This is a genomic window from Chryseolinea lacunae, from assembly GCF_016735595.1.
GTDB lineage: Bacteria > Bacteroidota > Bacteroidia > Cytophagales > Cyclobacteriaceae > Chryseolinea > Chryseolinea lacunae.
This window is the reverse complement of the sequence record NZ_JAERRB010000018.1, coordinates 1-24,117: the sequence shown is the minus strand read 5'-3', so window position 1 is coordinate 24,117 and position 24,117 is coordinate 1. Positions and strand designations below refer to the sequence as shown.

At 52.0% G+C, this 24,117-nt stretch carries 15 protein-coding genes; 5 read left to right on the top strand and 10 right to left on the bottom strand.

Annotated features, from left to right (window positions below; genetic code table 11):
* Positions 1-183 precede the first annotated feature (183 nt).
* The gene (locus JI741_RS30560) at positions 184-894 is read left to right on the top strand and encodes a pirin family protein (RefSeq protein ID WP_202016147.1); all 711 of its coding nucleotides are present in this window, start codon (positions 184-186) and stop codon (positions 892-894) included.
* On the opposite strand, the gene JI741_RS30555 is transcribed toward JI741_RS30560, so the two are convergent.
* The gene (locus tag JI741_RS30555) at positions 888-1,550 is read right to left on the bottom strand and encodes a low molecular weight phosphatase family protein (RefSeq protein WP_202016145.1); all 663 of its coding nucleotides are present in this window, start codon (positions 1,548-1,550) and stop codon (positions 888-890) included. The two genes, JI741_RS30560 and JI741_RS30555, sit on opposite strands and share 7 nt — an antisense overlap.
* Positions 1,551-1,814: 264 nt before the next feature.
* On the opposite strand from JI741_RS30555, the gene JI741_RS30550 reads away from it, so the two are divergent.
* Together JI741_RS30550 and JI741_RS30545 are read left to right on the top strand one after the other, a co-directional pair.
* Positions 1,815-2,600, top strand: coding sequence for a helix-turn-helix domain-containing protein (locus JI741_RS30550; RefSeq protein ID WP_202016143.1), 786 nt, complete (start codon positions 1,815-1,817; stop codon positions 2,598-2,600).
* Positions 2,601-2,695: 95 nt separating this feature from the next.
* A complete protein-coding gene (locus JI741_RS30545; RefSeq protein ID WP_202016142.1) occupies positions 2,696-3,931 on the top strand; it encodes an amidase in 1,236 nt (411 codons plus the stop codon).
* A gap of 81 nt (positions 3,932-4,012) precedes the next feature.
* On the opposite strand, the gene JI741_RS30540 is transcribed toward JI741_RS30545, so the two are convergent.
* The 3 genes from JI741_RS30540 to JI741_RS30530 all read right to left on the bottom strand — a co-directional run bounded on the left by JI741_RS30540 (position 4,013) and on the right by JI741_RS30530 (position 6,240).
* Positions 4,013-4,492, bottom strand: coding sequence for a YybH family protein (locus JI741_RS30540; RefSeq protein ID WP_202016141.1), 480 nt, complete (start codon positions 4,490-4,492; stop codon positions 4,013-4,015).
* A 120-nt stretch (positions 4,493-4,612) separates the two neighbouring features.
* Complete coding sequence (locus JI741_RS30535; protein WP_202016140.1) at positions 4,613-5,878, bottom strand: Hsp70 family protein; 1,266 nt, start codon at positions 5,876-5,878, stop codon at positions 4,613-4,615.
* A gap of 65 nt (positions 5,879-5,943) precedes the next feature.
* Positions 5,944-6,240: a hypothetical protein gene (locus JI741_RS30530; protein WP_202016139.1), complete on the bottom strand. Its 297-nt coding sequence runs from the start codon at positions 6,238-6,240 to the stop codon at positions 5,944-5,946.
* A 307-nt stretch (positions 6,241-6,547) separates the two neighbouring features.
* Between JI741_RS30530 and JI741_RS30525 the strand changes: the two genes are divergently transcribed.
* Complete coding sequence (locus JI741_RS30525; RefSeq protein WP_202016138.1) at positions 6,548-6,877, top strand: PadR family transcriptional regulator; 330 nt, start codon at positions 6,548-6,550, stop codon at positions 6,875-6,877.
* Positions 6,874-9,531, top strand: a complete 2,658-nt coding sequence (locus tag JI741_RS30520; RefSeq protein WP_202016137.1) for an ABC transporter permease — start codon at positions 6,874-6,876, stop codon at positions 9,529-9,531. The genes JI741_RS30525 and JI741_RS30520 overlap by 4 nt, the downstream gene beginning before the upstream one ends.
* A 91-nt stretch (positions 9,532-9,622) precedes the next feature.
* Here JI741_RS30520 and JI741_RS30515 read toward each other — a convergent pair whose 3' ends face one another.
* From JI741_RS30515 to JI741_RS30490, 6 genes are all read right to left on the bottom strand, one after another.
* Complete coding sequence (locus tag JI741_RS30515; RefSeq protein WP_202016135.1) at positions 9,623-11,479, bottom strand: alpha-amylase family glycosyl hydrolase; 1,857 nt, start codon at positions 11,477-11,479, stop codon at positions 9,623-9,625.
* Between the two features lie 29 nt (positions 11,480-11,508).
* Entirely contained in the window at positions 11,509-14,334 is a 2,826-nt protein-coding gene (locus JI741_RS30510) for an alpha-amylase family glycosyl hydrolase (RefSeq protein ID WP_202016133.1), read from the bottom strand.
* Between the two features lie 150 nt (positions 14,335-14,484).
* Complete coding sequence (locus JI741_RS30505) at positions 14,485-16,107, bottom strand: SusF/SusE family carbohydrate-binding protein (protein WP_202016131.1); 1,623 nt, start codon at positions 16,105-16,107, stop codon at positions 14,485-14,487.
* 13 nt (positions 16,108-16,120) lie between these two features.
* On the bottom strand, positions 16,121-17,725 hold the full coding sequence (locus tag JI741_RS30500) for a RagB/SusD family nutrient uptake outer membrane protein (RefSeq protein WP_202016129.1): 1,605 nt from the start codon (positions 17,723-17,725) through the stop codon (positions 16,121-16,123).
* Between the two features lie 36 nt (positions 17,726-17,761).
* Positions 17,762-20,815 (bottom strand): SusC/RagA family TonB-linked outer membrane protein, encoded by a 3,054-nt coding sequence (locus tag JI741_RS30495; RefSeq protein ID WP_236676359.1) that lies wholly within the window; start codon positions 20,813-20,815, stop codon positions 17,762-17,764.
* Between the two features lie 995 nt (positions 20,816-21,810).
* A complete protein-coding gene (locus JI741_RS30490) occupies positions 21,811-23,733 on the bottom strand; it encodes a helix-turn-helix domain-containing protein (RefSeq protein ID WP_236676358.1) in 1,923 nt (640 codons plus the stop codon).
* Between the last annotated feature and the right edge of the window lie 384 nt (positions 23,734-24,117).

Below are 24,117 nucleotides of genomic sequence, written 5' to 3'. Positions count from 1 at the left end.
GCCCGTGGCCCTCTTGGGTCACGGGAAGCTTTTTGCCCCGCACACAGCGTGCATCCCAGCACATCCCCACGTCATTTGCATTTCATTCTAAAAGGCCGCTAAGGCATCCAAAGTTTTTCATTGGCGATGAAAGAACTGTGATACCTTTGTGCCACCCCTCATCACATCTCTATATAAAAAACCATGAAGCATCAACTCTATACGCCCGGTGACCGGGGTCTCAAGGATTTAGGTTGGCTGAAAAGCAATTTCACCTTCAGCTTTTCGAGCTATGCCAATCCCACGCGCATGGGTTTTGGCCTGCTCAAAGTTTTTAACGACGACTTTGTGCAACCCAAGAATGGTTTTGGTCTCCATGCACACACCAATATGGAAATCATTTCGGTGATGCTCGACGGGTCCATGAATCACATCGACTCCATGGGCTACAAGGAAGTGGTCACGAAAGACTGGGTGCAGATCATGAGTGCCGGCAGCGGTGTGCGTCACGAAGAACATAACGTGGGCGACAACGATGTGAATTTTCTTCAGATCTGGATCGAACCCAAGTTGCAGAACATTGCACCGCGCTATCAGAAACGTTTCTTCCCCGAAGCCAAGCGCAAAAACAAACTTACTACGGTAGTGAGCAATGAAGAGGGTCAAGCTCATTGCTGGATCAATCAGAACGCGAAACTTTCGCTGGGCTTTTTCGACGCTGGTCAAACCCTTGACTACAGCCTCAACCCTGTGAACAAAGGTGTCTACATTTTTGTGATGTCGGGTGCGCTGACTGTGGGGGGCATTTCGTTGCCCGAGCGGCATGCTGTGGGTGTGTGGGATGCAAGTTCAATAACCCTCAACGTGGAGCGTGAATCGCGCTTCATCATCATCGAAGCGCCAATCAATCACTGACCATTTCCTGCTTTTATTTCGGGATGCACAACCTGCGAAAATGCGTAGGCCAGTTCGCGCCCAATCTCCAATGCCTTCTCGCTATACTTCTCCAAGGCATCGGGCGTGCCGTCAAATGCTTTGGGATCGGTGTAGGGAACGGCGATGCGGACGGAAGCGCCTGAGATGAACGGGCAATCGTCGTCGGCATTCGAGCAGGTCATCACAGCAGCAAAATCGTGTGATGGGTTGAAGGGATCGTAGTAAGTCTTGGAGAATGCCGGTTGGGCAGTGGTGTTTTCTGAAATTCTCACCTCATAGACCGGGTTGATGTCTTCGTTGATTTTCTGAATATCAAATCCAATTTTCTGAAGGGCATGTACTGCATTGGGGTGAAACGCCGTGGCTTCTGTTCCTCCCGAAAAACAATCCACGCGGGGCACATTGTAATAATAGGCCAGGGCTTGCGCCCACAACTGCGCCATGTGACTTCTTCTTGAATTGTGAGTGCAGATAAAATTGAGCGACACCGTCTCCTTGCGGTCGACTTTCGTCTGAATGAACCGTGTCAGCGGAGCCAGCACGGCCCGACGCGCTTCGGGAATGCGGTCAAATTCCGTAACGAGTCTCTCAATGGTGATCTGCAAGTCCAGTCGCAAGGTAGGGCCAGGTGCCATAGAGTGTGTTGGTGTACTGCAATATAGGTCATCAAACCGGAATTTGAGGCAATTGCTTGCCCCGCTTGTAACAAAAACCAAAATTCTGCTTCCGCCTCGACATAGGTGCATGCACCCAAACGCGAGGTTTCCTAAATCTGCTTTCCAAAACAATTCACCTTCTGGTTTCGATTGCAAACCACCCATTCTGGGGACATCTTTTTGGTTTGGTGTTCTGCGGCATGTCGTCGGTCTTTTTTACCTTAGTCTTCAATTCGGGTCACGATGAAAATGCAATCCTTCCGGCCTCATCCTTCTGTCGCCGCTTTCATAAGCGACATCGTAGTGCTTCACGACGGGCAACTCGCGAACGACATGGTGTTGCCCCTCATTGCAAAAGGTTTGCCGAGCATCGTTTTTCAAACCACAGACCATCACACCGCTGGCGGCATCCCAAACCGCATCAACAACCTGGTGTTGTATGGTCAGAACATCAGGCCCTTCAATTTGCTCATCTCCGGGCATCTCACCGTGATTGCCTATTTTCTGCATCCCCATCTGCTTCACACCTTTTTTGGATTTCATGCTGCTGATGTAAAAGACATGAGCATTGACCTTAGCGGCCTCGCTCCTGCGCGACAATTAAGTTTGAAGGAACAACTGTTGAATGAACACTCGCTGGAAAAACGACTGGCGCTTCTGGATGCTTTTGTGCTGAAGCTTTCGGAACGTCGCTACCTCGATGTTAATCCTGCCATTCATTTCGCCACACAAATCATCAAACGTTCGAACGGACTTGTGCCGCTTGCCCAAATTCAAACGGAGATGTCTATTTCGGAGCGCACGTTTCAAAGGTTGTTCGAAACGCATGTAGGCCTGGCACCAAAGGTGTTCAGCAAAGTCTGCCAGTTTCACAACGCCTTTCAACAGATCCGTCAGAAAAAATTTACAAGGCTCAGCGATGTGGCCTACGAAAACGGCTATGCCGATCAAAGTCACCTGGGCCGCGTGTTCCGCGAATTCACCAATCTTTCGCCAAAAGAAGTGGCCAGCGTTTTTTGGCGACAATAAACCGCCGTGTCGGGTTCGTTCTATTTTTTAACGTGATCGCGCTGTTGCTTTACGGTGAAACAAAGACATTCGAAAAACAATTAACACCCGACGCTATGACTTCTCCTCTCCACTACACCAGCATAGGCGACCTCAGCGCACAAATTCGAGATCAGAAAATTTCTCCTGTCGATGTTGTGAAGCATTGCCTGGCGCGCATTCGTGAACACAAAAAACTCAACGCCTTCATCACGGTCACGGAAGAGCAGGCGCTGACGCAGGCAAAGCTTGCCGAAGCAGAGATCAAAGTCGGCGCCTGGCGGGGTCCGTTGCACGGCATTCCCGTGGGCATCAAAGATTTTTATGACACGGCCGGCATTCGAACAACCGCGGCGTTCAACTATTTTCAACAACGCATTCCCAAAAACGATGCCGACGGCGTCGCCAAACTCAAAGCCGCCGGTGCCATCATCATTGGCAAAACAAACATGCACCAACTGGGCATGGGCACCACAGGTCTTGAAAGTTTTTTTGGTGCCGCGCACAATCCTTGGAATGCCGCCTACATTCCCGGTGGCTCATCGTCGGGCTCGGCGGTGGCCGTGGCCAGTGGTCTTTGTTATGCCACGTTCGATACCGATGCCATTGGCTCCTGCAGATTGCCCGCGGCCTGCTGTGGCGTGGTGGGTTTTAAAGGAACATACAATCGCACCAGCGTGAAGGGTATCCTGGAAGGCGAACAACCACCCGACGAAATGATTTTGTGGCTGAGCCATGCCGGCATCACCACGCGAAATGTTTCAGAAACGGCCCTTCTGCTGGATGTTCTGGCAGCAAACGACCACCCAAAACCAAAAAGATTTGCTACACTGGTGGCATCACCTCAAACGTTTCGCATTGGCATAGGCAACAATTTCATAGCCGAGCCCGATGTGGCGACCGCGTTTGAAAATGCCGTGGCTACATTGCGTAGTCTGGGGCATACGTTGCAACACATCGCTGTTCCCTTTGGCGATCTGCAGCAGGGCATCCGCAATATTGAAGCCGACAGAGCTACCATCGATTCAACACTATTTTCCGACATCGATATTCTGGTGTTGCCCACCACACCAACGCCTACCCTCACCGTGGCTGATGCGTCAGAAAATTCACAGGCACTATCACCCGAAAACACTGCCTTCGCCAACTACTATGGCATTCCGGCCATCAGCATTCCCGGCGGCTTCGACACAAACGGTTTGCCCTTGGGGTTGCAGATGGTGAGCCGACACTGGAACGAACTGGTCGTATTGCAACTGGCACATCAATTTCAAAACGCAACGGCGTTCGGGGAGAAGCATCCTGTTGCTTAAGTTGTTCGACAATATTCTCAACAAAAAAAATAGCCCCGGGGCTATTGGTTTAACGAGTTTTGGTGATCGGAGTGATGGAGTTCAGTTCTGTGGTGCAAGGTCGCTGCTGAACGAGTCTCTGAACATTTTCCAGCCTTCGGAGGTCTTCTTCCAAAGCACCAGATATTTGCCGTGATCGTAGACTACGTTGTTGGCGTCGATCGATTGCCATACACCTTCTTCCGTCACATACTCTTTGCCGTCGCCATAGATTTGTGTCATGATGAACTTTCCGTTTCGGAGGTGAAATCGTTCATAGGCCATCTTGAAAAAATCGCGTGCTGCATTTTCGCCACACATGGCCGGCGCGTTGGGCATCATGATGCAGCAGTCTTTGGCGTAGCGATCGATAAAAATCTGCGGATCATGCTTCACGAACGATTCAAAATAGACAGCATTGCTTTTGAGGATGGCCTGACGGGCTTCGTCCAGATTGTTCTGCCCTTTCCTGGTTTGTGCCGCAGCGACAAAGACCAGGAATGTGAGCGCAAGAAGTGTGAGGGTTACGATGTTTCGTTTCATAGCTATAACTTTTTTTGGCTTCCGCCATGGTTAAATTACTATGCAAAGAAAGTCGTGATGCCCGGGCCGTAATTGTATAAAACGGAACTGTCGTTTTTATTTGTGAACTGGTGATTCTGGCTAAGGCTGGCCGTCACCAAATTTATTCTGGCTATCGTAGGCCAACCCAAGCCCCACGCTCGACAATTTATTTTCATCGGCAATGGCAGCCTTCGGAAACATGCGTCTGAATTCTTCCTGCACCAGCGGCACTTCGGTAGTTCCGCCCGTGAGGATCACGAGGTCTATGTCTTCCCGACGCACTGAGGCCTGGTTCAAACATTGCGTGGCCGACGCCGTGATTTTGTCTACTTCATATTGGATGGCGTCGTCGAACTCACGACGCTGGATGTTCACAAAAAAATCGTCTTCAATAAACCCGAATGCCGCGCGGTGTTCGGCCTGGCCTGTGAGCGAAATTTTAGCTTGCTCGGCCGCCCCCAAAAGCGTGTGTCCTGTTTCCTGCTCCAACACCTGCAACAGACGCTTGTAGCGTTTCCGGTCGTGCGACTGGTGAAGGATTTGTCGCGTTTGCATGATCACCTTCGGGGTATACGTAAAGTTCACCTTGCTCCATTCGGCCAACTGGTGAAACGTGTGCAGCGGCACCTCCAGGTGTTTTTCGCCATAGGTGCTGCGATAGCCAATCTCAGGCATGATGATGGACAAGCTCAGGTCTTTGTCGAAGTCGTTGCCGCCAATGCGCACGCCCGTGCTGGCCAGGATGTCGGCCGCGCGGTCGGCCTTGCGCAGGTAGCGGTTCGAAAGCCTGATCACGGTGAAGTCTGATGTTCCTCCTCCCAGGTCGGCCACGATGGCCAGCTTCTCGCCCTGAATGTTTACCTCGTGAGCAAACGCTGCGGCAATGGGCTCGAACTGAAACTCAACATTTCGAAAACCAACCGACTGTGCAATGGCCTTCAATTCCTCCTGCGCACGACGGTCGGCCTCGGCGTCGTTGTCCACAAAATGCACGGGGCGGCCCATCACCACGTTCAGCACATCGTGTTGTGCGAACACGTCGGTCTGGGTCTTCAGATTTTGCAAAAACGCTGCGATAATCTTTCCAAACTGCATGTGCCGTGTGTTCACCAGCGTGCCTTGTGTCATCAGTGGTGTGCCCAGCACGCGCTTCAAGCTGCGCATGAAACGGCCGCCGGCACGGTCGAAAAACATCTGCACCGCTTCGCGACCAAAGTATACCGTGTTGTTGGGACGTTGAAAGAAGATGGCACTGGGGGTGGTCACATGATCGCCTTCCACCGGCACCAGACCCACGGTGCCGTCTTTCACGATCGCCACACTGGAATTGGACGTTCCAAAATCTATACCACAGGAAAGTGCCATAAAAGAGAGGTTTGAGAAAATGGGGGCGCAATTTCACGTTTGTGGCGATACTTTCAAAATGAATGTTAATCAGAATTCGGTGCGCAATAGAAGATGCCCTTAAGGTTGGCGAACGGTTCGCTGAGTGCATAGATGTAGAACTCGTCATAGCCCAGCACACCTTTCTCCACGCGAAAAATTTCGTCAACGCGCAAATCGCGGGGCAGGTAGTAGTCGCCGGTCTGAAGACAGCGCAGCTTTTCACCTATCAATTCAAAAATGCTATCATAGCCCTGGGCGTGAAGCTGGTCGATGGTTTTCGCCACGCACTGCACGTCGGCTTCGATACGCATCACAATTGTTTCGCCAAATGATGTCACCATGGCTTCTTAGATTTAGGTTCATTGTAGTATATATTCGTTGCACGATCTCTGTCCGATCTTTCAGCAGGGCGCAACCAATCGATAAGACTAAAGGTCAGGACGAGGGCCCGCATTCGCGATGTCCATTCCTTAAAATATGATGTATAAATAATCGTGTACAAGCAGGTCCGCCATGCGGCAACACATCGTCCGGATTCGATCAGCACAACCGGCATTTGCGTACAGTACCGAAGACCGGAAGCGCGAAATTTCGCGTGTGGGAGCGTTGGCAATATATTTGTTCTACAAACATTGAAATAATATCACCATGTCAGGACGTATTTATCTGGGAGAACTGGAAGAGTTGATTTTGTTGATGGTCGCGCTCTTAAACAAAGAGGCCTATGGCGTAGGGATCGTGGACGAATTGAAAGCGCAGGCCGGACGCGACATCAGCATCAGTGCCGTGCATGCCGTGCTGCACCGGCTCGAAGAAAAGGGCTTTGTAAAATCGAAGATGGGCGGTGCTTCGTCAGAACGGGGCGGGCGGCGAAAACGTCTGTTCAGCATCACCGCGCACGGACGCAACGCCCTGGAAGAACTGCGCGACACACGCCATCTCATCTGGAACCTCATCGCCAAAACATCGCCCGCATGAAGCCCAACCTCAAACCACCAGCCTGGATCAACTCGCTCATCGATTCTTTTGCACCCTCGTGGCTGGCCGAAGAAATTCAGGGCGACTTGTACGAACTGTTTGTGAAAGACATTCTCACCGACAACATTCAAAGTGCCCGAAGACGCTACGTTGTGAATGGCCTCGGTTTCCTGTTCAAAAATTTCTTTTGGAAAAGATCTCCATCTCAAAAAACCGCTACTATGTTCAGCACACATTTCAAAATGGCACGCCGCAGCCTTGCGGCCCAAAAAGGCAATGCGCTCATCAACATTCTCGGTTTGGTGACGGGCATCGCGGCCACGCTCATCATCCTCACCGTGGTGCGTTTCGAACGCAGCTTCGACGCCGCCCACTCAAACGTAGACGACATCTATCGCGTGGTGCGTGTGAGTGGAAACGACATGTCCGAATTTCGCACGGGCATTTCTTATCCCGTACCCGTCGCCATGAAGGCCGAGATTCCGGCGTTGAAAAACATGGCCGCTATGGAATACTTCGGCGGTGCCAACCTCGACATCCTCAACGCATCGGGAACCACTGCGAAACGATTTCGCGAAGAGAGCGGATGTGTGCTTGTTGAACCCAGCTTCTTCACCTTGTTCGACTATGGCCACGGCGGCATCGCCTGGCTCGCCGGCAATCCCGACAAAGCATTGGTCGAACCGTTCAGCGTGGTGTTGACCAAAAGCGCTGCCAAAAAATATTTTGGAGACGAAAATCCCATAGGTCAATCCATCCGGTTTCAAAAACAACACGACGCCAAAGTGACGGGCGTTATTGAAGACTTTCCGGCCAACACGGACTTCCCTTTCACCGTGCTTGTCTCCTATTCCACACTTACCAAACTCGCCGGCAACGGCATCAACGAATGGGTTGGGGTGAGCGATTCACATCAGGTCTTCATTCAGCTTGCTCCCGGCATCACGAAAGAAGCGATGGAAGCCCAAATCGCCAAAGTGCATGCCGCACACACCCCCAAAGAATTGCACGAGTCGCGTCACTATCTGCTTCAAGCCCTTCGCGACGTTCACTACGATCCGCGCTTTGGCAACTTCAGCGGGCGCACTATCACACGCGAAACCATTCTTGCATTGCAGTTGGTCGCGCTGTTCTTGTTGCTCACCGGCAGCATCAACTACGTGAACCTGTCCACGGCACAGTCCACCTTGCGGGCAAAAGAAATCGGGTTGCGCAAAGTGATGGGCAGCAATCGAAAAACACTGGTGTTTCAGTTTCTCACCGAAACGTTTGTAATCGTGCTCACCGCGGATATCCTGGCGCTGGCACTATCGGAAGCCTTGCTTCCCCTGCTCCAGCCCATCCTGAACCTGAAACTCAATCGCCTCAACTTCACAGACCCGGGCATCCTGTTCATTTCGCTAGGCATTGTTGTGGGTGTCACGTTGGTGTCGGGGTTCTATCCCGCGTGGACCATTTCCCGTTTTCATCCTGTGCGCGCCCTGAAAAATTCATTTGCCACGGAACGGCTGGGCGGCATGAGTCTGCGAAAAGTGCTGGTGGTTTTTCAATTTACATTAACACAAATTCTGGTGGTGGGCACCTTCATTGTGGTGAGCCAGATGCGTTTCTTTCAAAATGTAGACATGGGTTTCACACGCGAAGCCATCATCACAGCCCGCGTGCCCGATCGCAGCGCCGAAGGGCTCAAGTTGCTCGAAGATCAATTGCGTGCCCAGGCGTTTGTGAGCGATGTCAGCTTCAGCTACACCCTTCCCTCAGGCGTGAACCGAAACCGAAGCTACAGCGACATCGGCCCACCCGAATCCAAAGAGATGAAAGACTACACGGTGTATGAATACGTTTCCATCGACCCGTCATACCTCGGTCTCTACAACATCAAACTATTGTCGGGCCGCAACCTGACACTGGCCGACTCCATGCAAAACATTCTGCTTAACCGGAACCTGAGCAAAACGCTCAACCTGGGCACACCCGAAGAAGCCGTGGGCAAACAACTAAAAATGAACGGACACCTCGTCACTGTGGTGGGTATTGTAGACAACTACTATTCAAACTCCCTGAAGGAAGGCTTCGACAACATCGTGATGGTGGCCGAGCCCAAATCGTTTTCCACGGTCAGCATCAAACTCCGCGCCGGCGAACACGCCAACCTCCCCGAAGCCGTGCAGGCCATTGAGCAACTGTGGAAGAAAAATTTTCCGGACCACGTGCTCAGCTATCAGTTCTTCGACGAAAACATCAAGGCGTTCTATGCACAAGAAAATAAGTATGCCCAACTCTTTCAGCTTTTCTCACTCGTGTTTTTGCTCATCGGTTGCCTGGGCCTCTATGGATTGATCACGTTTGTAGTGAATCGCAAAGGAAAAGAAGTAGCCATCCGCAAAGTACTGGGCGCGAACGTATCGCAAATTCTGCTGATGTTCTCCCGGGAGTATGTGCAGCTGGTGGCACTATCTTTCATACTGGCCGTTCCCGTGGCTTACTATGTGGTGAACAACTGGCTCAGCAATTTTGCCTATCACATTCCCCTTTCGTGGTGGCACTTTGCCACACCGGGACTGGTGGTGTTGCTCATTGCCCTACTCATTGTCAGCACCAAATCGGCACGCACCGCCAATGCCAACCCGGTCGACAAACTGAAATACGAATAGAAGAAGCAGGTCAGAAAAAATCAAAAACGTTATTCAATAAAAAACGCCTTCAGTTCCTATCGAACTGAAGGCGTTTTCGCATGAACACAGATCACTTCCCGAGTTCAATAATGAGCATGGATTTTCCGGAAATCGAAAACGTGCTTCCAAATGCCTTTCCAGACACCACATCTTTTCCACCGACAAACGATTTGGTTCGTTCGGCATAGTCAGACAGTGACACATTTTTTGAAGCTTCGTTTAGGTTGATGACACACATGAGTGTTTGCGCGTCGTCATAGCGGAAGTAGACATACAAACCATCTTGCGGAATGTATTGCATGAGCTTGCCCGTTCTAATGGCCGACGAGTGCTTGCGGAAGTTGGCCAGTGTTTTCAAAAACTCCTGTGTCTGTTTTTCGATGGCGCTGAGGTTTTCGCCCGTGAACGCATTTTTCTTGTCGCCCTTCCAGCCGCCGGGAAAGTCAAGCCTCACCCAGCCGTCGGCCGGATGTGTAGCGCCTTTCATCAGCACTTCGTCGCCATAATATAACTGGGGAATTCCTCTGCCGGTGAGCAACCATCCCAAACCAATTTTATACTTGTCAAGATCTTCCCCAACCTGCGTATAGAAGCGGGTCATATCATGATTGTCGAGGAAGGTCACCATCTTCATGGGATCTTTGTAGGCAAAGTCGTTGCTCAGCATGGCGTAGAAACGATTCAGCCCGTCGTTTGCATTTTGCATGGACGCCACAATGCTGAACACCGTTTGAAAGTCTGTGGCGCCGGGAAGATTGCTCTTGAAGGGCGTGCTGATGTTGTTCTCCACAAAGTAGGCCTGGTTCATGGTGCCCGTCACCCAGCATTCGCCAAAGAGGTGCAGGTTTGGATATTCGTCAAGTAAGGCTGCGTTGCACCGGTTCATGAATTCAAGATCACAATAGATGTAGGTGTCGATGCGCCAGGCGTCCACACCAAATTCCTCCACACTCCACAGGGCATGTTGAATGAGGTAGTTGGCCATGTAGAGATTGCCGTGGTTGAGGTCGGGCATCATGGGCGTGAACCAGCCATCGGCCATGCGCTTGCGTTCGGCCTCGTTTCCATGCGGGTCCATCCAGGTGGCATCGCGGTAGTTGGTGTTGGTGTAGGTTGGCCATTCGTGCAGCCAGTCTTTCACGGGTTTGTCCTGCACGGTAACGTGATAGAGACCCGAGTGATTGTATACAGCATCCTGCACCAGCTTCATGCCGCGCTTGTGCAGTTCGTCACTCAGTTTTTTATAGGTGTCGCTATTTCCCAATCGCGGATCGATCTTGTAATGATTGGTGATGGCATAGCCGTGCTCGGTTCGGTTGGGCATGTTGTTCTCGATCACCGGCGTCATCCACAGGGCAGTCACGCCCATGCTTTGCAGATAGTCGAGGTGATTGATCACGCCCTGCAGGTCGCCTCCGTGGCGGTGATAGATGGAGTCGCGGTTCAGGGTTTGGTCGCGCATGCCGGCCACGCGGTCGTTGGTCACATCGCCGTTGCTAAACCGGTCGGGCATCAGCAGGTACATGAAGTCGCCGGCGTTCACACCTTGCGCATAGGTTGTTCCTTTACCGGTGCGTCGCGGCAGAAGCGACCACGCCACGGACTTCATTTTTCCTTTTGCGCCAATATCAATCGAAACGTTGCCCGGTTTGGTTCCCGGTGCCACCGTGATGTCGAGCGCATAATACCTGCTGTTTTCGAGGCGATGAACTTTGTCGAGTGTGATGCCCGGATAGGTCAGCGTCACATCGCTCTTGTTAAAATTCTCCTGCGTGCCGTGCACCAACAGCTGCACCTTATTCCATTTCATGTCGACCCACCAATGCGGCGGGTAAACTTCAACGGACTGTGCGTGGACCTGCGAACACAGGGCGACTGCACAACTCATCAACATTATCTTCAGGAACTTTGCGGACGTTCGTTTCATGCGTGATTCGTTAGGAATGGGTTATTTTTTTAGTTCCGGATGATGGAGACGGATTGCTGACGCTGGCCCTGGCTGATCTTTAATATGTATAAGCCCGGAACAAACGATGTGGCATCCCAATGGTTGCGATCCATTTTTGGAAGCAACACGGATTGTCCCATCACATTGAAGGCCTTCACATCGATGTCGCGTTTGTCGGGACCGTCAATCTGCAACACACCTTGCGATGGGTTGGGGAACACCGTGAAAAAAGCTTTCACATTTTCTTCCTCCACGGCCGTCACCGTCCTCAGCACTACGTCGGTGTAGAGTTTGTATTCTCCCGGTTGAAGCGAAATGTTCATAGAAGTTGTGGTGACTTGCAGCGGCACGGCGGTGATGTAGTCATACCACGTGCCGGTGTGCGAGAAGGTGACAGAGGCGGTTTGCGCCGTCACGTCAAAATTGCCCACCACTTGCACGTTCATCTGCGATGCGTCTGCCGGTGTTGTTGTGAATGGCACGTTGTTGAGTGTGATCTGTTTCACCAGCGCATTGCCTGTGGTCACGGTGGCGTCGCCTTTTGTGAAGACCGCGTAAGTATTCCGTAGCCGGATAAGGTCGGCCACATACTGCTGGAGTGTGCTGCGCGCTGGCACGTTCCGATATTCCCAATGCACAGGTTTAGCCGTGACACGACAATTGCTGCTGATGGTGCCATCGGTGCAGCGGTTAATGCTTTCGTCATAGCCCAGCTCGCCAAACTGCCAGATCATCTTTGGACCGGGCACGGTATAGAAAAATGTGGCGGCCGCCTTCATACGATTCAACGCCGTGTTCAACGACGCGGTAGAATAGGTGCCCGACGCATTTCCAAACTCCTGGGTTTTGTACATCATGCGTTCCTCGTCGTGACTTTCCATGTAGGTTACAAGACGCGGGTCGGTCCAGCTTCGTGTTTTATAGTAGCCCCACGAAATATCGGAGTTGCTGCCAAAGCCCATGGCGGCTTGCGTGTAGGCATTGTTGGCGTTGCCCCACAGCATCATGCCGTCGGCGGCCAGTATAGTTTCTTCCGTGTTGTCGGCGAAATGTTCAAGGATAATATAGGCATCGGGCGTGTGCGTGCGGATTTGTGCAGCCATGCGTTTCAGGATGTTGATGCGCGACTGATCAAACGACGACCATCCATTCACATCGTCGCCCGAATTTTTCTGCGTGAACCCTTTCGACAGATCGTAGCGAAAGCCGTCTATTTTATATTCGTTCAACCAGTGATAGTTGACGGTGTCCACATAGTGTTGTGTGTACACGCTCTCGTGATTCATGTCAAAGAAAACACTAAACGGGTGCGTGGCCGTCACGTTAAACCATTTGTTGGTGGGGTTTGGTTTCATGCCCGTGAAATCAAAATCCATCATCACATAGGCATTGGGCAAATCCTGATGATTCAACACCATGTCCATGATGACGGCAATTCCGTTCGCATGACATTTATCGACAAACTCTTTCAGCTTGTTTTTTGTGCCATAGAATTTATCGACCGCAAACATAAATGTGGGGTTATAGCCCCAGCTGTCGTTCCCATTAAATTCCGTGATCGGCATAAGCTCGATGGCGTTGATGCCCATCTTTTTGAAATAGCCCAGGGTGTCGATGAGGTTTTGGTAATTCTTTGCACCGTCGCCAAAAAAATCGCGGATGTGCAGTTCATAGATGACAAGCTTTTCGGAGGCCGGCTTTTGATAGGCTGACGTTTGCCATGCATACGGTGTCTGACCCGTTTGCAAAATGGCGACACGGTTAAAATACCATTGTGTGTTCAGCGCTTGCGCGGGATACGTTTTCAGGTTGGGATAGGTTGTTGCCGGAATGTATTGATCGTCGGGGTCCAGAACTTTGTCGGCAAACGGGTCTGCCATTTTTATGGATTCATCCACGAGGTATTGAAAACCATATTCCGTTCCGGAAACCAGTCCGCTCACGTCAAGCCAGAAATGTTCTCCGTCCTTTTTCATCTTGTAGGCTTCGTCGATGGTCCAGTTGTTGAAATCACCGATCACATAGACCGAAGTCTTGCCCGGTGCAAGAAGGCTGAGGGTTGCTTTTGATGCGTCGCTGCTGTTGTAGTTGATGCCGTCCACAATGCCCGCAGGACGCGGCGCGTTGGTGCTAGCCGACCGCACATAATAAGTGAAGGTGCTTGTCTTGGTTTCTGTTCCGTTGTTGGCCGAGCCGCTCACCGAAACCGAGCCTTGCGTTTCGGCAACCGTGTGGGTGTAGGTCAGCGTTGTGTTTTGCGCGAGGGTTGCTTTTGAAACACCGCCCACTTTGATTTCAAGGTCGGCCGTGGCCGATGCTTTTAAGGTTATGGGAATCTGATCGCCGGTGCTCACAAAAAAATTGGTCTGTGTTGGCGCCGTGAACTTCACCGAGAAACCCGAGGTAAAGGTGATGAACTTGTCGACATCCGTTTGTTTGTTGTCGGCCCAGCTTTTGCTTTTCAGCTTCAACCCGATCTGCGTGATTTCGGAAGCCGGCTTGTTGAAAAACAGGGTCGGTGTGAAGGTGATCTGATACTTGTCGGGATTGGTCGTGAGACGAAAACATTTCGCCGCATCCTGTCCGGGCGATGTGGCCGGGTTGATGTTGGTTGGTGCATCAATGGAACCGCTGCCGCCGGGTATCCAGGTCCAGATATACACCGGGTTGGTGTCGCTGTTCCAGGCAAACTTGTCGAGCGATGTGCCCGACACATCGACCGTGATGGTGACCGGCTGATCGGCCACAGGAAACGCAGGGCTCGTAGTAACGACCTGCGCAAGCGATAGCCCGACAACGCACAAAAAAAACTGAAGTAGTAAAATTCTTTTCATCCCGCTATATTTTTCTGATTTGAACTGCCGTGTGTTGTCGTTTTTCTCCGCCGCTGAAAAAACATCGCTTCGTGAGAAGCATGGTGCGGAGAGAACATCCCGCACATGTTGCAGGATGTTTCTCTTCCACGCCAACTCCCTACTTAAAACTTATTTCTTTGTGAGCGTATACGTGTAGCCTGTCGGCGCCAGGTTCAGCTCGATGAGGTAGACACCGGCGCCAGGCGACAAAATGTTGTCTCCGTCATATTCCAGCGAACCATTCGAACCATCGTCGCCAAGGTTGATATCCCAACCGTTGTTGGCACGGAATTTCAACTCGTGGTCGCCACCCGTCAACGTGATGTTGTCGATGGAGAGTTTATAGGTTCCCGATCCACCGGTGAGTGTCAACACGCCGGGGTCCGGATCATTCACGGGCCATCCACCGGGTGTTGCATTTCCCACAACCGCCCAGCTTGTTTTGGTGGTGGTATAGGTTTTCGCGATGAAGTCGGCCGTGATGCGATAGAATCCGTCGGTGGCCACTTGTATGTTGTTGCCGCCATCCTGCGCGAGGTTGCCGTCGGTAGACTTGCCCCAGGCTCCGGCCCAATCCTGCACTTGCAGGAATTTGAATCCGCCATCGGTGTCGGTGTGCGTGAGGTAGGCATACATTTCAAACTTGCCGTCACCCGTTTTCAAAAACTGAACAGAGCTTCCGGGATTCCATCCCACGGATGTGGCACTGCCCACCAGGTAGAGCTTGTCGGGGTAGGGATAGCGCACCAACGTGGTGGTGTATTTTAATGTGGCATCGTTGAATGTGATTTTGTAGAAACCATCGGGCAATGTCCAGCTGAAGTTCGGCGAGAACTCGGCGGCAACTCCTTCTTTACCCGAATCGCCATAGTTCTTTCCTTTGAAGTAAGGGCTCTCCGAAAATTTAAACTCATCGCCAGGCTTCAGCCTGATTTCGCCAAGCTCCCAGGTGTTGTCGGACTTCAATTGAAATTTATAGTTGTCGCCTTCAAAATTATTGAAGCCTCCCAACACAAACAGACCCGAAAGATTTGTCTTGAAATTCACAGCGGGTTTCACCGAATAGGTAAGGGTCTGATCGTTGAACTGAACATTCACCAATCCCGAGAATTTGCAATTGGTGTCTTTGTTTCCACCATCGGCTTTGTTCGATGTCATGAGACCATCGCAGTCGCCGTCGCCCCAATCCTGGTCGGTCCAGTCGGTGGTGTTCTTCAACTTCCACGCCTTGCCTTGCAGGTCGATGTTCTTGATCTCCCAGGTGAAGTCGGTGATGAGCGTCAATTCTGTAGCACCCCAGCCGTTGAACTCACCGGCGATGTACATTTTTACGTTCTTGGCGGGATACAATGTCTTAGACACATTGAACACCGACGACGACACCGTGGTGAGGTTACTGGCATTCACGGCGGTGATCTCGAGCGTGTAGGCACCCAGTGGCAATGCAGCCGAATTGAAGTCGGCGGCTTTGGCCACGATGGAGTCTTTGACTCCGCTCAATGGCTCGGTGACCGTGTATAACGTTTTTCCTTCCGCGTCTTTCAGCGTGATCGTTCCAGACGACAAGGGCGAACCCGGTCCCGTCACCAACACAGCTTTGAGGTCGAAGGTGCCCAGCTTCACGCTCACGTTAGGACTTGCGCTGAGAACTGTGGGCGGAAAATTCGTGAGCCCCTGCACGTCAAGCTTGTCCTGACAGGAATACAAAGTGGCCGCGAAGAATATCGAAAAATAGAGCAATAGCTTTTTCATGGGTAGGTCAATTTTAGTAACCATCATTTTGTTTCAGTTTGGTATTGGCCGTCAACGCAGCAGAAGGAATGGGGAACACGTTGCGGAAAGTTTCCGTTTGTTCGCCGGCGGCTTTCGCGCCACCCTTCCAGGCCCAGATGGCCCGCGCATCGCTCGACTCGCTTGTGGTGAGCAATCCGAAACGCACCAGGTCGGTTCTGCGATGACACTCCCAGCTCAACTCACGTCCGCGTTCGTCGATGATGAAGCTCAGTGTGAGGTCGCCCGTTTGAATGTTTCCGTTTGTGTTGCCATAGGCACGCACCCGGAGTTTATTCACGTAGTCGAGCGCAGTGGCCTGATCGCCACCGGTGCCACCACGTAACACAGCCTCCGCATACATGAGGTAAACATCGGCGAGACGGAACATCGGAAAGTCGGTGTCGGCAAAAGTTGAGTTGCTGCCCTTTGTTCCGGCCGACGACACATTCTGAAATTTAGGATGTGCGTAGCCCTGGTTGAAGCTGGTGTTGGGTGTGCCCGGAATGTCTTTCGTTTGTCCGTCGGTGAAGAAGATGGCGCGCGAGTCGGCGGGGCCAAACAGATTCACGATGTTGGCCGTGGTGCGAAGTCCTGCCCATCCGCCGTCCAATCCATAGTCGGCTGGTTTCATTTTGTCGCCACCCACCGAAGCATGACACAAGTATGTGGTGCCGCCATAGGTTTTGGTATTGGTGCCATCGAACGCAACCGGGAAGATGATTTCGGGCGACTTATAATTGTCGGTGAGGAACAGGTTGTTGAATACCGGATCAAGCGAGAAGGCATTGGAGGCAATGACTTTGTTGAGATACGTGAGTGCCTCGGTATATTTCTTTGTGCCCGTGTAGACTTCGGCATTGAGATACAATTTGGCCAGCAACGTCCAGGCTGCAGCCTGATCGACGCGTGCATACTCCATGGTGCCCGGTTGACCGAGGTCGTCGATCGCCGTCAGCAGTTCGCTTTCAATGTAGTTGAACACTTCCTGTTTGCCACCTTCGGGTTGACCGGGACCTTCTGTGCCGATGGGATTTGTTTCGGGCACCAGCGGAATGCTGCCAAACATGTCGAGACCATGCCAGTAGCTAAGGGCTCGCAGGAATCGAACTTCGGCGCGATACTGTTTCACATCGGCCTTGATTGCGTCGGTGTTGCCACGCGACGTCAGCAGATCGTCGGTGGTTTGACGCAGAAATTCATTGGCCATTGACACCTGAAAATACACGCGGTTGAACATGGCGTTGATGAATTCGCTTTGCGATGTCCACGTGTGGAAGTGCAGGGTTTGGATGGAGCCGTCGTTCCAGCCGATCACAGCCTCGTCGGTGGGAAGTTCCTGCAGGTTGAAGTACATGCGGATGTATTGCGAAAAGCCGCCGTTGATGCCGCTGATGTCGGAGTTGTCGTCGCCCGACGCCTGACCACCAATGGCAAGGCCGGCATACACTTTGGCCAGCGATTGTTTGTAGGCTGCGGGATCGGTGAAAACCACATCGCCCACGGCCGCATTTTTCGGAATCACATCCAGGTTGGTGCACGATGCCGTGCCCATGAGCAGGGCCAGTGTCGCTACCTTAAAAATGTTTATATTTTTCATAGTGAAATGCTATCTGTTGTGTTGAATCATGTTTGATTAAAGTCCGATGTGCACACCCAGCACGAAGGTGCGTGCGCGCGGATACAAATTGTTGTCGATGCCCGACACGGGTGCTTCCGGATCAAGACCTGTGTATTTGGTGATGACAAAGGCGTTTTGCACTGTGGCATATACGCGCACGTTTGTTTTGGTGAGCTGTTTCACCGAATAGCCAAGCGTGAGGTTGTCCATGCGCAGGAAAGAGGCGTTCTCTACATAGAAATCAGAGAAGTATTGCGGCGTGTAGTAGTTGGCGCGCAAGGCGTCGGTGATGAGGTTGTTGGGGCGGAACGAATCGGCCGCACGCTGAAACATGGAGTTGGCGGCCACGTTGTTGTAGACGTAGTTGCCCAACGCTGCACGCAACGTGAAGCTGAGGTCGAAGTTGCCATAGTTCACCTGCGAGGTGAGGCCCATCAGCACGCGGGGTGCAGGACGTTTGTAGGGCACCAGATCTTTTTCGTTGATGATGCCGTCGGTGTTCTGATCCACATACATGTTCAGCTTGTCTTCGGTGCCCAGGTTGTCGTTCACCGGTTTGCCGTCGACACCTGTTTTGTGTTGGAAAACATAGAACGCGTTCACCGGTTGGCCTACACGCAGAATCTGGATTTTGTTGCCCACACCGCCCGAGATGTCGCCGGTGGTATAGCCGGGAAAGTCAGGATCGTTGTTGCCGTCGAGCGTCACGATCTTGTTCTGGTTGTAGGAAGCGTTGAAGCCCAGGTTCCAGGTGAGCTTGGTGGTGGACACGGCCACGGCGTCGATGGTGAGCTCGATGCCTTTGTTCTGCACCTTGCCAATGTTGGTGAGAATGGTGTTGGTGAGGTTGGCGCCCGGCGCAACCGCGCGGGTGAACAACAGCTTCGATGTGTTTTTCTGATAGACTTCGATCGATCCCGAAATTCTTCCTTGCAGGAAACCAAAATCAACACCGATGTTCGACGCTGCTGTTTGTTCCCATTGCAGGTTGGTGTCGTAGCCCGAAGGGCGGATGGTGGTGTAGAACGCGCTGCCAAACTGATACTGTGCTTGCGGATCGCTTGGCGTGTAGGTGCCCAGGTAGCGGAAGTTGCCGATGTCCTGGTTACCCGTGATGCCATAGCCCGCACGCAGCTTCAGGTCGCTGAACAGATTCTGGTTGGCCATGAACGTTTCGTTCACGATGCGCCATCCCAGGGCGGCCGACGGAAACGTTCCCCACTTGTTGTTGGGACCAAACCGCGTAGAACCATCGCGACGCACGTTGACGGTGAGCAGATACTTATCGTTGTAGGAATAGTTGACACGCCCAAAGAACGATATGAGCCGGTTCTCGCCCAGCGATGGGATGGCCGTTGTGCTCAGGGGATCGAACGGCACAGTTCTGCGTGCCACGCTGGGGTTGTTGTAGCCATAGATGTTTGTGCTCAGCCCCGTTGACGTGTAGCCGTGGTTTTCGGCATAGAAGCTCTGCCACGAATAGCCGGCCGTGGCATCGATCTTACTTTTGATGGACGCGAGGTCGCGCGAGTAGTTCACATAGCCTTCGAACAACATGCTGTTCTTGTAAGGATTTTGAATCACCACTTTGCCGGTGTCGGGACTGTTCTGCGCCTTGAGTGTGCTGGGCAAAAAGTTTTTGCGCTGGCCGCGGGTCACGTCATAGCCCAGGTTGGCGTTGAAGCGAAGGCCGGGAATAAGTTTCACTTTATAGTCCACCTGCAGGTTGCCAAGGCTGCGCAGCACCTGACCGATGTCCTGGGTTTGGTTGAGGCTCGACACGGGGTTGTTGGGCGAGTTCACTTTGGGAACGCGCTTGCCGCTGATGGAGTCGTAGAATTCGTAGTAGCCGCCAAAGGGGCTCTTGCTGTCGTATACCGGATGCGTTGGATCGAAGGCAATGGCTGCACCGATAACATCGGCCGAGTAGCGGTCTTCGGTGGCGGCACCTTTTACGTTGATGTCGATCTTTAGCGCGTCGTCGAGCGCAAGCTGCGAGTAGTTGAAGCCGATGTTGGTTTTCTTGGTGTAGGACGTTTTGATGATACCGTCCTGCTCAAGGTGACCCAGCGAAATGCGGTAGTTCGATTTGTCTGTGCCGCCCGACAACGAGATGTTGTGGCTTTGGCCCACGGCCGTCTGGAAGATTTCGTTCTGCCAGTTGGTGTCGTAGCTTTTGTTGGCCACTTCGGAAGACGCTGCATCGCCAAGGTATTTCAAATTCTGTGGCGCATAGAAGGTGACGATGGAGCGAAACTGATCGGCGTTGAACACGTCATATTGTTTTGCCACCTGGCCCGCCGAAACAAAACCGTCATAGCTCAACGTGGGCGAGCCGCTTTTGCCACGCTTGGTGGTGATGAGGATGACCCCGTTGGCAGCGCGCGATCCGTAGATGGCGGCGGCCGATGCGTCTTTCAACACCGTGAAGGTTTCGATGTCGTTGGTGTTGATGAAGTTGAGCGGGTTGCGTCCGGCGGCAGTGCCATCGGAAACTACGGGAATGCCATCGACCACATAGAGCGGTTCGTTGCTGGCGTTGATAGACGTGCCCCCGCGGATACGAATGCTGGAGCCGGAGCCAGGCTGACCGTCGGCAGGAGCAATTTGCACCCCGGCCACTTTGCCGGTGATGAGTTGGTCGGGCGATACGATCGCTCCTTTATTAAAGGACTTCGAGTCCACTGCCGTGACCACGCCGGTGACGTCTTTCTTTTCCTGTTGGCCATAGCCCACCACCACAATTTCGGAAAGCGACGTGACGTCGGCCTCCAGGTTGACGTTGATGGTGGATTGTGCACCCACCGGCACTTCCTGCGAACGGTAGCCGATGAACGAAAAAACCAGCGTGCCGTTGTCGGGAACGCTGAGGGTGAACATGCCGTTGACGTCGGACACGGTGCCGTTGGACGTGCCCTTTTCCAGCACATTCACGCCGGGCAGGCCTGCGCCGTCTTCGGAGGAGGTGATCTTTCCTGTTACGACCTTGCTCTGTGCCCACGCCAACGTGCTGGAAAGAAGCAGCATTGCCGTCATCCACTTAAATCGTGTTGTAAACAGTTCTCTCATACATTTTAGGTTAGGTTGAATTTTGTAGCGAATAATTTCTGTTGCGGTTTTCGGCGACGACCCGCCCGGAGCGACTGACCGGTCGCTGCATCCGTTTGAAGTCATTTAGAAAACGATTGCAACGTACCACCCCCGAGGCCAAGAGTCGGCCCACTTTGAGGAAATCGGCGAATTCCCCAACCCTGTCGTGAATTGCGCGCTAAGTGATTGACTTTGAAATTGTTGGTGGCCCATGTAGCAGGTTCCATTTCCTAAAGTGGAACCACATTTCGGGTTTACATGAAAGCGATTGAGAGATTGCGATGAGAAAAATGCCGTGCGTTTTGCTTGCGGAGAATTGCGATGTTAAAAAAATCAGCAACTGAATTCTGCTTGCGGTGTGGTTTGTTCTGCTGTTGCGACGCCAGAAAAGGGTTGCAGATCTTGTTGCCTGAACGAGTCGTTGCGATTGGACGGACGGGAACTTTGAAGCCTATATTATAAGAGTCGGAATTGTTGGTGTGGTGCTTTGCTTGGGGTCAGGTGGTCGTCCTACCAGACAAAGAATTCTGTCAGTCTACTTATATATGGTTCCGTATGAATGAATAGAAGAATTTACACTTATTACTAGATATGTACAGTCCTATTCATTTCGACCAAGACAGTTTAAAGATGGGGAGCTGTTCCTTTAGGGATTCGGGATCTTGATACTAGGTGTTGATTTTTGTTCAGGCTCCACTGTGTGGCAGGGATGGGAAGGGTGGGCGCGTTTCGCGACCAGCCCCGCGCCTCGCGGGGCCGCAGCGAAGCGAAGCCCTGGACAGCCCGGCTGCCACCAATATAGTATAGAGTAGTTAGTATTGAGTCGTTAGTCCTTTTTGTTGTGTTGAGTGCGCTTCGCGAGAATGTGGAACCTCCCACACTTTTTGCCCCACTAAGGACTAAAAACTCAAGACTAAATACTCAAGACTCAGAACTAAATACTAAATACTAAATACTCAAGACTCAAGACTACCTCATTCCTTGAGCGTATTGAAAAACGCGCTCGGTGTTTGGCTTGTGATTTTTTTGAATGATCGGTTGAAGGCGGTTTTGGAATTGAAGCCTACGTCGAGGGCGATGCCGAGCAGGGTGTAGTTTTTGTATTGCGGGTCTTCGACGCGGCGTTTGAATTCGTCGATGCGGTAGGTGTTCACATAGTCGAAGAAATTCATGCCGAAGCCGCTGTTGATCACCTTCGAAAGAATGTGTGGCTGAAGTTTGAGACGCGACGCGAGCTCGACCAGCGACAGCTTGGGGTTGGTGTAGGGCTGGTACTTCTCCATGTAGAGCGTGAGTTTCTCTTTGAGGCTGTCGAGGTTTTCGATGGTCTCTTCTTCCTTGTCTTTGCCGATGTGGTTGAGGTAGTCGATGACCTGGTGGTCGAGTTCTACCTTGGTGAGTTCGTGTGGCTGCGAGATGGTTTGTGGCAAACGGAAGATGTCGGGTTCGTGAATGACGAAGTAGCCGAGGAAGAACGTGATGACCGAGAACGTCATCCAGAGGGTGTCGATGCTCACGTCGGTGAAGTCGGAAATTTGCCAGTCGAAAATTTCGGCCATGCCCGTGATGGCGAACGTGACAAACCACACCACCAGACACGCGGCCTGTATGAACAACACCGTGTTGAGGTATTGCAAATTCTGTTCGTAGGAGTTGCTGTTCTGGTAGTTGACCTTATAGGTGTTGATGGCCATCTGGCACTTTATCCAATAATAGATGTTGAGGGCCAGCGCGAGCGACCCCATGCAAAAACGAATGATGCGCAGCTCTGATTCAGGCTCGATGAGCTTGGCCTGGAACATGGGCTGGTCCATGAGAAAATAAATCATGTAGACAAAGAACTGCACGAACACGGGCACAAAGAACACGAGCTTCAGCTGGTTTTGTGAACGGAAAAGTAAACGCTGGATGTAGGCATAGAACAGCGGCGCATAGATGAAAAGAATGAAGTCGGGTATGAGCTGCAGCTTGGGCAACGTGTGCTCCACTTCGGGATAGGCCGACACCACCTTGATGAGCAGGATGGCCGACGTGAACCCGACCAGCAAAATGAGCCAGCGGTTAGCCTCCCGGTTGTATTCCTGAATGGTGGGAATGGTGACGATGAGCAACACGCCCTGGAACACCGAAAACAACAACAGCAGGTCATAGATGGAGTATAGCTGCAGGCCTCCGGAAATATCTTCCCAGCCTGCAATCTCCGCCCTTATCTTGCCCGTGGCCGAGGCGCGCAGCGTGACGCGGTTGGCCATGGTGCGCCCACCCGATTTGCTCTCGGCCGATTTCCATGTGCCACGCGTGAACTTGTAGTCGATGCGGTCGCCGTTGAAGTAGATGAGGATCTGGTAGCTGCCGTCGATCTGCTTGCGCATCCTGTAGTTTTTGTCGCCCGGGTTCCAGTTGTTGAAGTTGCCGGCCACATAGAGCGATGCATCGAACGGTGTGTTTTCGGGAACCTTATCGACAATGATGGTATACTCCGGCTGCTTCTCCCACCCTTCTATGACCACGCGGATAAGGTGGGGGTTGTCTTCCACCACTTTGTTGTAGACGCGGTTGGGCAGAATTTTTCCGTCGGCATAGCCCTCCACAATCTGCCAGCCCCCTTGCGTGAATTTGTATTCGAAACTCTCGAGCGTGTCGGGCAAATCGAAGTAGTACACGCCATCGGGCCGGCGCGTGAGCTTGAACGTTTCTTCGCCAGGGCTCCAGTTGTTGAACGTGCCGGAGATGAAAAGGCTGGAGTCTTTGAGAATGAACTTAGGGTGTTTGATGACTTCGATGCGGATTTGTGCGCACACATCGTTTAGAGTCAAAAGGACAATAAGAAGGGTGAGGGCGTGGCGTATGGCGTTGTGGATGGGTGTTGTTGCCGATGGGTTTAGGTGCCTCGCCATGTCTCAGTTGCAATGTGAAAGGCTAATATACGAGGTTGGGGGCAATCGGGAAAAAGAACTGTCCGTGGAGTGAGAGTAACCTCAAATAGATAATCCTTGTCCTTAAGATGAACGGATCATTGATGGAGGTTCGTAGCTAATAAACTTTCCTTATTCAGGAATGCAAGTACTGAAATTGGAATCCAACACGAACTACCCAGAATCAAGAGTAAACTACATCGCTGGGGCGTGCATAAAATTATATCCCATCATGATCGTCATTTGTAGTAGTTCCGACTTAATCTGACAGTTGGGTTAACTTAGAAGTGCAAACTATCTAAAGTCAAACCCTTTAAACTGTCAGAAAAATGAGAACAGAATCTAAGTTAATCAAAACGAAATTAG

Coding starts and splice junctions, on each gene's coding strand:
- JI741_RS30560 (WP_202016147.1), top strand. CDS start 184: ATGAAGCATCAACTCTATACGCCCGGTGACCGGGGTCTCAAGGATTTA.
- JI741_RS30555 (WP_202016145.1), bottom strand. CDS start 1,550: ATGGCACCTGGCCCTACCTTGCGACTGGACTTGCAGATCACCATTGAG.
- JI741_RS30550 (WP_202016143.1), top strand. CDS start 1,815: ATGAAAATGCAATCCTTCCGGCCTCATCCTTCTGTCGCCGCTTTCATA.
- JI741_RS30545 (WP_202016142.1), top strand. CDS start 2,696: ATGACTTCTCCTCTCCACTACACCAGCATAGGCGACCTCAGCGCACAA.
- JI741_RS30540 (WP_202016141.1), bottom strand. CDS start 4,492: ATGAAACGAAACATCGTAACCCTCACACTTCTTGCGCTCACATTCCTG.
- JI741_RS30535 (WP_202016140.1), bottom strand. CDS start 5,878: ATGGCACTTTCCTGTGGTATAGATTTTGGAACGTCCAATTCCAGTGTG.
- JI741_RS30530 (WP_202016139.1), bottom strand. CDS start 6,240: ATGGTGACATCATTTGGCGAAACAATTGTGATGCGTATCGAAGCCGAC.
- JI741_RS30525 (WP_202016138.1), top strand. CDS start 6,548: ATGTCAGGACGTATTTATCTGGGAGAACTGGAAGAGTTGATTTTGTTG.
- JI741_RS30520 (WP_202016137.1), top strand. CDS start 6,874: ATGAAGCCCAACCTCAAACCACCAGCCTGGATCAACTCGCTCATCGAT.
- JI741_RS30515 (WP_202016135.1), bottom strand. CDS start 11,479: ATGAAACGAACGTCCGCAAAGTTCCTGAAGATAATGTTGATGAGTTGT.
- JI741_RS30510 (WP_202016133.1), bottom strand. CDS start 14,334: ATGAAAAGAATTTTACTACTTCAGTTTTTTTTGTGCGTTGTCGGGCTA.
- JI741_RS30505 (WP_202016131.1), bottom strand. CDS start 16,107: ATGAAAAAGCTATTGCTCTATTTTTCGATATTCTTCGCGGCCACTTTG.
- JI741_RS30500 (WP_202016129.1), bottom strand. CDS start 17,725: ATGAAAAATATAAACATTTTTAAGGTAGCGACACTGGCCCTGCTCATG.
- JI741_RS30495 (WP_236676359.1), bottom strand. CDS start 20,815: ATGAGAGAACTGTTTACAACACGATTTAAGTGGATGACGGCAATGCTG.
- JI741_RS30490 (WP_236676358.1), bottom strand. CDS start 23,733: ATGGCGAGGCACCTAAACCCATCGGCAACAACACCCATCCACAACGCC.